The sequence below is a fragment of the Clostridium sp. YIM B02500 genome, from assembly GCF_022324665.1.
GTDB lineage: Bacteria > Bacillota > Clostridia > Clostridiales > Clostridiaceae > Clostridium > Clostridium beijerinckii.
This window is the reverse complement of the sequence record NZ_JAKGTE010000016.1, coordinates 1-13989: the sequence shown is the minus strand read 5'-3', so window position 1 is coordinate 13989 and position 13989 is coordinate 1. Positions and strand designations below refer to the sequence as shown.

The following is a 13989-nucleotide window of genomic DNA, read 5'->3' as shown; positions in this document are numbered from 1 at the left end:
ATAATATCGCGGGGTGGAGCAGTTGGTAGCTCGTCGGGCTCATAACCCGAAGGTCGTAGGTTCAAGTCCTGCCTCCGCAACCATAAGACTTAAGCAATAGCTCAGGTCTTTTTTTGTTTGGAAAATATTTATTATATGAAGTATAAGATAAAGGTATAATATTCTGAATAAATTCCTAGCCATTGAGAAGAAAACTTTAGCATCGATTTATAATGCTAAGAATGAGATATTTAAAGTTTACTTTTCTAACATGGTGTTTAAATTAGTTATAGATAGAAGTTTAATATGAATGTAGATGACTACACTTATGTTAGGCTTTTTTTAGTACTTAATATTTTGAGTACTGTAAGTTAACTTGTCATAAGATTGATTACTGAATACGAATTTTGGTCACTTAAGCCAAGAAAATCCGAGAATAATCGTAAAAAATATTATTTTAAGGAGTAATTAAAAAGTGTATTCACGATTTATAATTTTATGAAAAATATTTTATATATAAATTTCTAATAAAATAAGATTAACGACAAATTAATTATAACGTTCTAATTTTAATAATTAGCCAGATATCTTGATTTACCTTGACTAAGTATGATATTAGATCAAAATGTAATAAAGAAAATAATCTATTAAATCATTAGATATTAGAGAAATATAGATGAAGTTGTCCTACGAAAACTTTATACGATAAACACCTTATGACATTTATCGTAAGGTTATGATGCTATAATCAAGTTACATTATTTGGAAATGAGGCGAGCTAATGTGCAGTATGGATTAGGGTTGGATAAGTATGAAGGAATAACTAGAGTAGAAAACTTAAGAAAAAAGTTATGGATGAAAACATCTATAGTGAAGTTAGGGATTATTCTAATGTCAGGAATCTTGCTCGGTAGAGTAAATTTATTATTAAATCAATCAGATAGTCTTGGTATAGCGCCAATAGGAATTGCGTATTTGATAGCTGTAGTTACAAAAGAGAATAGGAGAAATAGTTTAACTGTGGCGATAGGAATCGCTATAGGATATCTAACAATAAGTAGTTTACTGACAGACGGTTATGTATATTTAGTATCTGTAGCTTTAGTTACAATTTACTATGTGTTTATAGCATCAGCTAAAAATAGAAAAAAAGAATTAGTGGGTTTTGTAATAATTCTAAGTAGTTTTTTTTGTTATGGTTTACTAGTTAATAAATATGAACTTGGCGTAAATATAACTTTATGTTTAATACAGACATTAATTGTATTGCCCATATATTATGTTATAAAGTATGCGTTAAATTCTTTGGAAGAGATTAATACTAATTACTTCTTTTCTTCGGAGGAAATAGTAAGTGTTGGAATATTTTTGTGTTTATTAGTTGCAGGAATAGGTAATATAAATATTAGTAATTACTCTATAAGAAATATATGCGCACTTACATTAGTTTTGACAATTGCGTATGTAGGTGGCGCAACATATGGAACTATGATTGGAGTTTCTATGGGTATAATGCTTGGAGTTGCTTCAAATGACATGATGTATAGTGTAGCCTTTTTTGGAGTTGGAGGCTTAATTGTTGGCATATTTAAAGATACGGGGAAAATATTTTCAATACTATCAGGTATAATAATTTATACTGCATTAGCTTTGTACTCTAATGCAGTAACATTGAAGTTGGGAGTTGAGGTTCTTACTAGTTCTGTTTTATTTTTGTGTGTTCCAAAACCTGTATTTACAAGTATTGAAATTGAGATAAATCCATATAGAAAGAAAGCATCTTTAGGCGAAATTCAATTGAATGCAATAAAGGAGGAATTTACTTTTAAATTAAAAGAACTTACAAGTGTACTTACAAATGTATCAAGATGCTTATTAACTAACAATGATAATGAAAATTTATTGATTAAATCGAAAGGGAGTGCATTGGTAGAAAACTTGGCAGATAGAAGTTGTTCAAGCTGCGAAAATAGACCTTTATGTTGGGAAAGAGAGTTTCATCAAACATTTAACTCTTTTCAAATGTTAATTCAAAGTAAAGAGGAGGGCAAATTAGCAATTCCTATGGATTTGCAAAAAAGATGTATTAAGAATTTTACACTTTTAAAAAATGCAGAAGGGATTGTAACTAATTATAATGTAAATGAATCAATAAAGGAAAGGTTAGCAGAAGGAAGAAATATATTATCATCCCATATAACTAACATATCGTGTACTTTAGATAATCTTCTTAATGATTTTAAAAAGGAGGTTAGAATAGATACTGATTTAGAAAGATTGACGAAACGTATACTGAATAAAAACTCCATATATTACAATGATATTTTTTGCTATATAGATAAAAGCGGTAGGGTTAAGATTAGATTAAGTGTAAATAATTGCGAAGGAGCTGATTATTATGGAAAAAACATAGTTTCTCTATTGAGCAGTGCTATGAGAATGAAATTATGTATTGGGGATGATGGTTGTAAAATAAATCCACAGACAAATGAATGTATTATAACGATAGAAGAAAAACCAAAGTATTATATGGTGTCTTATGGTGCAATGGAACCAAAAGGTGGAGAAACTCAAATAGGTGATAGTTATAGTTTTGGAAGGACAAGAAATGGAACGTATATGACAATTCTAAGTGATGGGATGGGGTCTGGACCAGAGGCTAAGGAAGAAAGCAAAGCAACTGTTGATTTGGTAGAAAAGCTTATTGAAGCAGGGTTCGATGAAGATATAACGGTCAACACAGTTAATTCTATAATGGGAATGAGATTTTCGGAAGATGAAAAATATGCAACTTTAGATTTAAATAGAATTGACTTATATAATGGTAATGCAATATTTGTAAAGATAGGCGCAGCACCTAGCTTTATAAAAAGAGGCCGTGATGTAATATCTATTAATTCTAAGAATTTACCTTTTGGACTTGTAGATGAAGTGGACGTGGAAGTTATAAGAGAAGTGCTACGACCTGGTGATATTTTAATTAATGTTAGCGATGGTATTTTAGATATAGATAAATCAAACTCTGGAAAATCAACTTGGATTGAAGACTATTTAAAGACAATTAATTCAGATCCTAGAGAACTGTCAGAAAAGGTGCTAGAAAGAGCGAAAAAATTAAGTAATGGAACAATTAAAGATGATATGACAGTAGTAGTTTCAAAAGTTTATTTAGATAGCTAAGATTATCATGCAATAAGTTATTAAAATATTATAAATAGCTGTTTCAAAAATTTAAATCGTAAGTTAAATTTGAAACAGCTATTTATATTTGTTTCATATTTAAGTAAATAAATAAGATTGTTTTTAAGAATAATGTTATATTTATATAGAATGAGTTTTGAACTGTTAAATTGAAGCAATAATGTTTACATTTAGAACATATATACGTAAAATATAAGAAGCGGAATTGTATATGACATAATAATAAATAAGTAGGAGTGTTATTTTTGTATAGAAAAGTACTGTCTTATATAAAAGACAATAACCTTATTAAACCCAATGATAAAATTTTGATTGCTCTTTCTGGAGGACCAGATTCTATATGTCTTTTGAATGTTTTATTTGAGCTAAGAGAAAAATTAAATATAAGTATAGCTGCTGCACACTTAAATCATCTTTTAAGAGGCGAAGATGCATTTGAAGATGAGAGATATGTCATTAATACATGCAATGATATGGGAATAAAATGTTTTGTCAAACGTGTAGATATTAATGCTTATTCTAAGGAAAGTAAGTTGTCTTCGGAAATGGCTGGGAGGAATGCTAGATATGATTTTTTTGATGAAATCTTAGAAAAAGAAGGCTTTAATAAGATTGCTACTGCGCATAATGCAAATGATCAGGCGGAGACAGTCTTATTTAGGCTTATGAGAGGAACAGGCCTTGAAGGGTTGGGAGGAATTAGGGCTTCTAGAGATGATAAAATAATAAGACCTATTTTATGCTTGAGTAGAGAAGAAGTAGAAAACTACGTAAAACTAAAGAACTTAAATCCAAGAATCGATAAAACTAACTTTGAAAAAATTTATAATAGAAATAAAATAAGATTAGATATATTGCCATATATGAAAGAAAATTTTAATGAAGATATAGTACAGACTTTGAATAGGATGTCTACATTATTGCAAAAAGATAATGAATTCCTTGAAAAATTATCCGCTGGTTTATACAATAAATATTGTATGGAATGTAATGATTATTTTATAATAAAAAAGGAAATATTTAAAGAGGAAGAACCTTTGGTTAATAGAGTATTAAGGCATGCGTTAACAAGGTATTCAAAGTCTAATTACGATTTTGAAGTTAAGCATATATATGAAATATCTTGTTTGGCTCAAAAATACTCTGGAAAGTTAGTGCATCTTCCAAATGGAGTTTGTGCTGAAAATGTTTATGGAGATATATACATAAAAACAAAGACAAAAAAATCAGATATAAATAGTAAAAAAGAAGAAATAATTTTAGGTAAAGATAACATATATATAAATACAGTTGAGTTTCATAAGTATGTTATTCAATTTTCTATAATTAATGGTTATAATGAAAATTCTATAAACTTAAAGCAAGGAGATTTCGTTAAGTATTTTGATTTTGATAAAATTAATAATAATATTTCAATACGAAATAGAAAGAATGGAGATAAAATTATTCCACTAGGAATGAGTGGTAGCAAAAAATTAAAAGATATTTTTATTGATATGAAGATTCCTAAGAATGAAAGAGAATGCATCCCTATTTTATGCTTTGATGAAAGGATTGCATGGGTTATTGGAATTAGAATCTCAGAAGAATATAAACTTACAAGTAAAAGTACGAATATATTAAAAGTAGTCGTTCAAAGAAAGGAATATTAAATATGAAACAAGATATACAAGAGATACTATACTCAGAAGAAATTTTAAGTAAGAGAATTAAAGAACTTGCAAGTGAAATAAGTACAGATTATAGAGGAAAAGATTTACTTATAGTTGGTATTTTAAAAGGATCAGTAATATTTGCTGCCGAGCTAATAAAAAACATATCTATTAAATGTGAAATAGATTTTATGGCAGTTTCAAGCTATGGAAGTTCTACAGAAACATCTGGTGTCGTAAGAATATTAAAAGACTTAGATAATAGTATAGAAGGAAAAGATATTTTAGTGGTTGAGGATATCGTTGATACAGGAGTAACATTAACATATTTACTTAAATATTTAAAAGCGAGAAAAGCAAATAGTATAGAAATAGTTGCATTACTAAATAAGCAAGCGAGGCGTAAATCTGATTTAGATGTTAAATATATTGGATTTGAGGTTCCTGATGGATTCATAGTAGGTTATGGAATAGATTATGCTGAAAAATACAGAAATTTACCTTTTATAGGGATATTAAAGCCTGAAGTATATGAAAAATAGAAAGTTCAAATTTAATTGTAATAAAAATATTCCTATGGTAAAATTTTAAATATGATGAGAGAGGGGGGCCTTGAATGAAAAAATATTCAAGTGCGGCTGTATGGATTGTATGCTCAGTTATGCTGATTTTAGCAGCAGTTACTATGTGGCAAACAGGAAAAGGTTCTAATGAGATAACTTATAGTTCATTTATACAAAAGTGGAATTCAAATGAAATAGAAAGTATCTTAGTCAAGGAAGACAGCATGACTATAGAAGGAAAAACTACTGATAATAAAAGTTTTGTTACTATTGCTCCGGGTGAACTTGTTAGTTCGCTTATAGTAAATCAGCCTAAATTAGATGTTAAAGTCGTTTTTGAGAAACCATCTAATAATGCAACATGGATAGCAACATTACTTCCATTTATATTAATGGCAGTATTTATATTTATATTCCTATTTATATTTACTCAACAATCCCAAAGCGGAAGTGGTGGAAGAGGGGTTATGAATTTTGGTAAAAGCAAAGCTAAAATGGTAACTCCAGATACACAAACAGTTACATTTGAAGATATAGCAGGTGCGGATGAAGAGAAAGCTGAGCTTGAAGAAATTGTTGAATTTTTAAAATTGCCATCAAAGTATATACAGATAGGCGCAAGAATTCCTAAAGGGGTTTTATTAGTTGGGCCTCCTGGGACTGGAAAAACATTACTTGCAAAAGCGATAGCGGGAGAGGCAGGCGTGCCATTCTTTAGTATATCAGGATCAGATTTTGTTGAAATGTTTGTTGGTGTTGGTGCATCGAGAGTTAGAAGCTTATTTGAAGAAGCAAAGAAAAATTCACCTTGTATAGTATTTATAGATGAAATTGATGCAGTTGGAAGACAGAGAGGTGCAGGCTTAGGTGGAGGACATGACGAAAGAGAACAGACATTAAATCAACTTCTTGTTGAAATGGATGGATTCGGTGCTAATGAAGGTATCATAATGATAGCTGCAACAAATAGGCCTGATATATTAGATCCAGCGTTATTAAGACCAGGAAGATTTGATAGGCAAATAATTGTTGGAGCTCCAGATGTAAAAGGTAGAGAGGAAATTCTTAAAGTTCATACAAGAAAGAAACCACTAAATGATGATGTGAAGTTAGATGTCCTTGCTAGAAGAACTCCAGGGTTTTCGGGAGCAGATTTAGAAAACTTAACAAATGAAGCGGCATTACTTGCTGTTAGAAAAGACAAAAAACAAATTTCTATGTCTGAGATGGAAGAAGCAATAACAAAAGTAATTGCAGGTCCTGAGAAAAAGAGTAGGGTAATAACTGAACATGATAGGAAATTAACGGCTTATCATGAAGCAGGTCATGCGGTTGTTATGAGATTGCTTCCACACTGTGATCCGGTTCACGAAATAAGTGTAATTCCAAGAGGTAGAGCTGGTGGATATACTATGCATCTTCCAAAGGAGGATACTTCTTATACATCTAAGTCTAAATTAAAAGATGAGATGGTTGGACTCCTAGGTGGAAGAGTTGCTGAAAGATTGATTATGGGAGATATAAGTACTGGTGCAAAAAATGATATAGATAGAGCAAGTCATATAGCTAGAAGTATGGTTATGGATTATGGTATGAGCGAAGAAATTGGAACTATATCATTTAGTACTTCAGGGCATGATGAAGTTTTCCTTGGAAGAGACTTAGGTAAGGGGAGAAACTTTAGCGAAGAGATAGGTTCTAAAATAGATAAAGAAATAAAGAAATTTATAGATGAGGCTTATGATAGAGCTAATAAGCTTCTAAAAGAAAATATAAACAAATTACATGCTGTTGCAAAAGCTTTAATTGAAAAAGAAAAACTTGATGCAGAAGAATTCGAAGATATTTTTGTAAATAATTAATACAAAGGCTATTTCAAGCACAAAATGGGTTTGAAATAGCCATTTAATTTTTTATATGTAGAATCATAGAATATTCATATTAATACGAATATTAGGAGTTCATTTATACTTATTATTCGAAAAAACTTTTATTATGTATAGTGAAATGATATAATAAATTATATTAAGTATGATTTTGGGTTTATATTTAGGAGGGATTTCAAATGAAAAGTGATATTCAGATTGCTCAAGAGGCAAAGATGGAGCCGATAAAAAATGTGGCTGAAAAATTGGGACTTTGCGAAGATGATATAGAGTACTATGGAAAATATAAGTGTAAAATATCTTTAGATGTATATGATAAGGTTAAAAATAATAATAACGGAAAGTTAGTTTTGGTAACAGCTATAAATCCAACTCCTGCAGGAGAAGGAAAGTCAACAGTTACAGTAGGGCTTGGTCAGGCTTTAAACAGGATTGGGAAGAAAGCCGTTATAGCATTAAGGGAGCCATCATTAGGACCGGTCTTCGGGATTAAGGGTGGAGCAGCTGGGGGAGGATATGCTCAAGTTGTTCCTATGGAAGATATTAATCTTCATTTTACTGGAGATATGCATGCTATTACATCTGCTAATAATTTGTTATCAGCAGCAATAGATAATCATATTCACCAAGGTAATGTTTTAAGAATTGATTCTAGAAGAATTGTATTTAAAAGAGTAATGGATATGAATGATAGAGCGTTAAGACATATCATTGTTGGGATGGGTGGAAAGGTTAATGGATTTGTTAGAGAAGATGGATTCAATATAACTGTTGCATCTGAAATAATGGCTATATTATGTTTAGCAAGTGATCTAGAAGATTTGAAAGAAAGAATGGGTAATATAGTAATTGCATATAATTTAGATGGAAATCCTGTTTATGCTAAGGAATTAGAAATACAAGGAGCTATGGCGTTACTAATGAAAGACGCGATTAAGCCTAACTTGGTTCAAACATTAGAAAATACTCCTGCATTAATACATGGAGGACCATTTGCTAATATTGCTCATGGATGTAATTCTATAATGGCAACTAAGCTTGCTTTAAAGTTGGGAGATGTTGTCATAACAGAAGCTGGATTTGGAGCAGATTTAGGTGCAGAGAAGTTCTTTGATATTAAATGTAGATATGGTAATTTAGAACCTGAATGTGTTGTAGTTGTTGCGACTATAAGAGCATTAAAGCATCATGGCGGAGTAGCTAAGACTGAATTAAATATCCCAAATGTTGAAGCACTAAAAGATGGAATTGCTAATTTGGAAAAACAGATAGAGAATATAAAGAAGTTTAAAATCACACCTGTTGTTGCAATAAATAAATTTGTTACAGATAGCTCGGAAGAAGTGGAATTCATTAAAGATTTTTGCGATAGAATTGGGGTTAAAGTAGCATTGTGTGATGTGTGGGCTAAAGGTGGTGAAGGTGGAATTGACCTTGCCAATATAGTGTTAGATGCACTAGAGAATAGTGAATCAAATTTTGAGCCTATATATGATAAGGAAAAATCTATTAGAGAGAAAATATTTACAATTGCTAGTAAAATTTATGGAGCAGATAAAGTTAATTATACTCCAGCAGCAAAAAAACAAATTGACGAATTAGAAAAGTTTAAGTTAGATAAACTTCCTATATGTATGGCAAAAACGCAATATTCACTATCAGATAATCCTAGTCTTTTAGCTAGACCTACAGGATTTGATATTACAGTTAAAGAAGTGAGAGTATCAAATGGAGCTGGATTTATAGTGGTTCAGACAGGTGACATAATGACTATGCCTGGCCTTCCAAAGGTACCAGCAGCAAATAAGATGGATGTATTAAAAAGTGGGGAAATAATAGGATTATTCTAATGAATGCATATATGTGTATTTAAGGTGAAAACAGAAGCTAGAAAATGGTGGTATTAATCTAAAATCACATTTAAACTCTTGACAAATTAAATATAATTGTTAAAATTATATTGTTATTTTTTAGTCAATTTCAAAATTAAGGCAGCTCTTCGGGCTGCTTTTAATTTAACTATATTAAGGTGGTGCTTTCTATGATTTTACTTGTTGATGCAGGTAATACTAACATTGTTTTGGGAGTACATAATGGAGAAAGGTATATAGCTAGTTGGCGTATTTCAAGTGAAGGAAATAAAACTTCAGATGAGTATGGTATACAAGTTATGCAACTATTTAACTTAAGTGACATTGATCCTAAAAATATTACTGGAGTTATAGTTTCTTCTGTTGTTCCTAATATAATGCATTCTTTAGAAAATATGTTAAGAAAATGTTTTTGTCACGAACCTATAATAGTTGGACCAGGAGTGAAAACTGGAATAAATATTAAATATGATAACCCAAGAGAAGTTGGAGCAGATAGAATAGTAAATGCTGTTGCTGCATATGAAATTTACAAGAGACCAGTTATAATAATAGACTTTGGAACAGCTACAACTTTTTGTGCAGTAAGAGCAAATGGAGATTATCTTGGAGGATGCATATGTCCTGGAATTAGAATTTCGGCAGATGCTTTATTTGAAAGAGCAGCTAAGCTTCCTAGAGTAGAATTAGAAGTACCAAAAAATATGATTTGCAAAAATACTGTATCAAGTATGCAATCTGGTATTATATTTGGTTATATTGGGCAAGTTGAATATATAGTGAAAAAAATGAAACAAGAAATGAAAAATTCTAAGTATAAGGAAGAACCTTTTGTATTAGCAACAGGTGGATTAGCAAATTTAATAGCTAAAGAGACTGATGTTATTGATAAGGTTGATTCGGATTTAACACTAGAAGGATTAAAAATATTATATGAAAAAAACAAAGAAATAGAGATTTCCCAAAGATAAATTATATGGAAATTGAGATTTATACAAGATGTAAGGAGTATATTCTACAATGAAGATAGGGAATTTAACCTTTGAAAACAATATATTTCTAGCACCTATGGCAGGAGTAACTGACATATCATTTAGAGGATTATGTAAGGAAATGGGATGCGGTTTGGTTTACACCGAAATGGTTAGTGCTAAAGCATTATATTATGGAAGCGAGAATACACAAACCTTACTTAGAATAGCAGATGAAGAAAAACCAGTTGCGGCCCAGATATTTGGTAGAGAGCCAGATGTGATGGCTAGAATTTGTGAGGAATATTTAAATAACAGGGAAGATATTTGTATAATTGATATTAATATGGGATGCCCAGCTCCCAAAATAGTTAAAAATGGAGAGGGATCTGCATTAATGAAAGAACCGGAACTTGCATACGATATCGTTAGAACTATAAAAAAAGTTTCAACCAAACCTGTTACTGTCAAGTTTAGAAAAGGATTTGATGAAGATAATATTAATGCAGTAGAATTTGCAAAAGGGATGGAACAAGCTGGAGCAGATGCTATTGCTGTTCATGGACGAACACGAAAACAAATGTATCAAGGGAAAGCAGATTGGGACATAATAAAGAGAGTTAAGGATAGTGTTTCAATTCCTGTAATAGGAAATGGAGATGTATTTTCTCCAGAAGATGCTGTCAGAATGAAAAGAACTACAAATTGTGATGGAATAATGATTGCAAGAGGAAGTCAAGGAAATCCATGGATATTTAGACAGATAAATAATTTGCTTAATGGAGAAGTAATTCAAGAAGTTTCAGATAATGAAAAAATTGAAATGTGTATTAGGCATTACGAATTAGCAATAAAATATGATGGGGAATTTAAAGCGATAAGAGAAATGAGAAAACACGCATCATGGTATATTAAAGGACTTCCAAGATGCACAGAACTTAAAAATAAGATTAATACTATAAATGATAGTGAAAAAGTTATTGAAGCTTTAAGAAAATATCAAGATGAATTATAGTTTTGTAAGTATAACTAGAATTATTTAATTGTTTCAAGCATATTATTAATATTTAGAAAAATGTAATTTGGTTTAATAATAAATCTAGTATAAATATGAGTATTAATTTTTGTGTAAAAATTATAATTTATGTTTTACTAATTTACTTTTATATTAATATTTAAACTAGGTTTATTTAATGGTTGATTCACAGCAATCATAGCTATGAGTAAAGTTGTTCCGAATTAGTTGCTAACTAATGGAGCGAATTGCTTCAAATTAGGATTTATTGACATATGAAATATGCTGATTTATAATAAGTTAAATGATTTTCAGATTGAAATATTTTTCAAATTATTATAAATTTATAGGTGCTCTCTGTTAACGATATAATAAGAGATTGCTTAAAAAGATTTATTTAATAGATAATTTATCAAAATAAAGATTATAATCAATAACTAAAATAAATAATATAGAAGGTTTTAAAGGGGAGTTAAAGTATATGAGCCAATCAAAACAATATGTTATGACTTATGAAGGTGTTAAGAAATTAGAAAGTGAATTAGAATATCTAAAAACAGTAAAAAGAAAAGAAATAACTGAAAAGATAAAAATTGCTTTAGGATACGGAGATTTAAGTGAAAATTCTGAGTATGATGAAGCTAAAAACGACCAAGCATTTACAGAAGGAAGAATAATTCAATTAGAAAATATGCTTAAAAATGCAGTGGTTGTAGATGAATCAGAGATTCCAAGTGATATTGTTTCAGTTGGATCAAAGGTAAAAGTTAAAGATTATGAATTTGATGAAGAAGTAGAGTATTCAATAGTAGGTTCGGCAGAAGCGGATCCTATGAATTTTAAAATATCAAACGAATCACCGGTTGGAAATGCACTAGTTGGTAAAAAAGTTGGTGATGTAGTAGAGGTAACAGTTCCAGACGGAGTTAATAAATTCGAAATACTAGGAATAAGTAGAAGTTAATTGGAGGTACAGCAATGTCAACAGAAGAAATGAGCATGCAAGAGTTAGAGTCTCAGTATAATGAACAGGAAGGATTGAGAAGAGCTAAACTAGCAGAGCTACAAGGTGCTGGAAAGGATCCTTTTGATGTTTATAAAGTCAGCAGAACTCATACATCAGAGGAAGTTAAGGCAAATTATGATGCACTAGAAGGTAAGGAAGTAACCGTTGCAGGAAGACTAATGTCTAAAAGAGGGCAGGGAAAAGTTGTTTTCTCAGATATACATGATAAGGATGGTAAGATACAACTATTCTTAAAGATTGATAAGGTTGGGGAAGAAAATTTAAAGCAATATAAAACTTTTGATTTAGGTGATTGGATTGCAGCAACTGGAGAAGTATTTACAACTAAAACAGGTGAAGTATCAGTAAATGTAAATACTTTTGAGTTGACTTGTAAATCTTTAAAGCCACTTCCAGAAAAATGGCATGGGTTAAAAGATCCAGATTTAAGATATAGACAAAGAGAAGTTGATATAATTACAAATACAGAAGTTAAGGATACTTTTATTAAAAGAAGTAAAATCATTTCAGCTATAAGAGAATTCCTAGATGCTAAAAGCTTTATAGAAGTAGAAACTCCAATTCTTGGAGCAATAGCTGGTGGAGCAGCAGCAAAACCTTTCATTACTCATCACAATACTTTAGATATGGATATGTATTTAAGAATAGCTACAGAGTTATATCTTAAGAGATTAATAGTTGCTGGTTTTGAAAAGGTATATGAAATAGGAAGAAATTTTAGAAATGAAGGTATGTCAGTAAGACATAATCCTGAATTTACAGCTATAGAATTATACGAAGCATATTCTGATTATAATGACATGATGGAAATTACAGAAAATATGGTTGCATATATTTGTGAAAAAGTAAATGGAACTACTAAGGTTGCTTATCAAGGTACAGAAATAGACTTTAAGCCACCATGGAGAAGAATCACTATGGTTGATGCTGTAAAAGAATATGCTGGGGTAGATTTCAATGAAATAAAATCTGACGATGAAGCTCAAACTATAGCAAAGGAAAAACACTTAGAATTTGCCAAACCATTAAATACAGTAACAAAAGGTGAAGTTTTAAATGCTTTATATGAAGAGTTTGGTGAAGCAAATATGATTCAACCTACATTTGTTACGGATTATCCAGTTGAAATTTCACCTCTTACAAAGAAAAAGAGAGGAAATCCTGAATTTACTGAAAGATTTGAAGGATTTGTATTTGGTAGAGAACTTTGTAATGCATACTCAGAATTAAACGATCCTATAGTTCAAAGACAAAGATTCGAACAACAAGCTAAAGAGAGAGAACTTGGAGATGACGAGGCATATATGCTAGATGAACAATTTATGAGTGCTCTTGAAACAGGTATGCCACCAACAGGTGGAATGGGAATGGGAATAGATAGACTTATAATGTTCTTAACTGATTCAGCTTCAATCAGAGATGTTATATTATTCCCTACAATGAGACCACAGAAATAATTTGATGCAGTTAAAGTAAATAGATTATATTTATTTCTATAAAAAGGTTCTATATGTATAAAAAGCATATATGAATCTTTTTTTTGTTGAGTAAAAAATGAAATATAGAAACATAATTTGAAATCTGGAATTCTATAATAAGTCCAGAAATATTTTATTAGCTGCATAAGTATTTATAGGAATTATTATTCTCTTCGGATGATAAGAAAGAAAAGCTATAAGTATTTCTGAAAACTGCAAAAGCAAATAAAATATGAAAAAGGCTTGCATAATTAGAAAAAACTGATATAATAAATTAAGTAATGACGTTCCGCGATAGCTCAATGGTGGAGCACTCGGCTGTTAACCGATAGGTTGGAGGTTCGAG

Annotated in this window: 9 protein-coding genes and 1 tRNA gene; all 10 read left to right on the top strand. The window is 30.5% G+C overall.

Features of this window, described 5'->3' with window-relative positions; translation table 11 throughout:
* Positions 1 to 7 precede the first annotated feature (7 nt).
* The 10 genes from L1S46_RS14270 to lysS all read left to right on the top strand — a co-directional run bounded on the left by L1S46_RS14270 (position 8) and on the right by lysS (position 13622).
* Positions 8 to 83 (top strand) — tRNA-Met (locus L1S46_RS14270).
* Positions 84 to 747: 664 nt separating this feature from the next.
* A complete protein-coding gene (gene spoIIE, locus L1S46_RS14265) occupies positions 748 to 3159 on the top strand; it encodes a stage II sporulation protein E (protein WP_238900296.1) in 2412 nt (803 codons plus the stop codon).
* A gap of 266 nt (positions 3160 to 3425) precedes the next feature.
* A complete protein-coding gene (gene tilS, locus L1S46_RS14260) occupies positions 3426 to 4832 on the top strand; it encodes a tRNA lysidine(34) synthetase TilS (protein WP_011967462.1) in 1407 nt (468 codons plus the stop codon).
* Between the two features lie 2 nt (positions 4833 to 4834).
* Positions 4835 to 5374 (top strand): hypoxanthine phosphoribosyltransferase, encoded by a 540-nt coding sequence (gene hpt / locus L1S46_RS14255; RefSeq protein ID WP_011967463.1) that lies wholly within the window; start codon positions 4835 to 4837, stop codon positions 5372 to 5374.
* A gap of 74 nt (positions 5375 to 5448) precedes the next feature.
* On the top strand, positions 5449 to 7257 hold the full coding sequence (gene ftsH, locus L1S46_RS14250) for an ATP-dependent zinc metalloprotease FtsH (RefSeq protein ID WP_023976915.1): 1809 nt from the start codon (positions 5449 to 5451) through the stop codon (positions 7255 to 7257).
* A gap of 203 nt (positions 7258 to 7460) precedes the next feature.
* Positions 7461 to 9131: a formate--tetrahydrofolate ligase gene (locus tag L1S46_RS14245; RefSeq protein WP_238900295.1), complete on the top strand. Its 1671-nt coding sequence runs from the start codon at positions 7461 to 7463 to the stop codon at positions 9129 to 9131.
* Between the two features lie 191 nt (positions 9132 to 9322).
* Positions 9323 to 10123 carry a type III pantothenate kinase gene (locus L1S46_RS14240; protein WP_011967466.1) on the top strand — a complete coding sequence of 267 codons (801 nt, stop codon included), beginning with the start codon at positions 9323 to 9325 and terminating at the stop codon, positions 10121 to 10123.
* A 49-nt stretch (positions 10124 to 10172) separates the two neighbouring features.
* Positions 10173 to 11138: a tRNA dihydrouridine synthase DusB gene (gene dusB / locus L1S46_RS14235; protein WP_238900294.1), complete on the top strand. Its 966-nt coding sequence runs from the start codon at positions 10173 to 10175 to the stop codon at positions 11136 to 11138.
* A gap of 481 nt (positions 11139 to 11619) precedes the next feature.
* Complete coding sequence (gene greA, locus L1S46_RS14230; RefSeq protein WP_011967468.1) at positions 11620 to 12102, top strand: transcription elongation factor GreA; 483 nt, start codon at positions 11620 to 11622, stop codon at positions 12100 to 12102.
* Between the two features lie 14 nt (positions 12103 to 12116).
* Positions 12117 to 13622, top strand: coding sequence for a lysine--tRNA ligase (gene lysS / locus L1S46_RS14225; protein WP_238900293.1), 1506 nt, complete (start codon positions 12117 to 12119; stop codon positions 13620 to 13622).
* Positions 13623 to 13989: the final 367 nt, after the last annotated feature.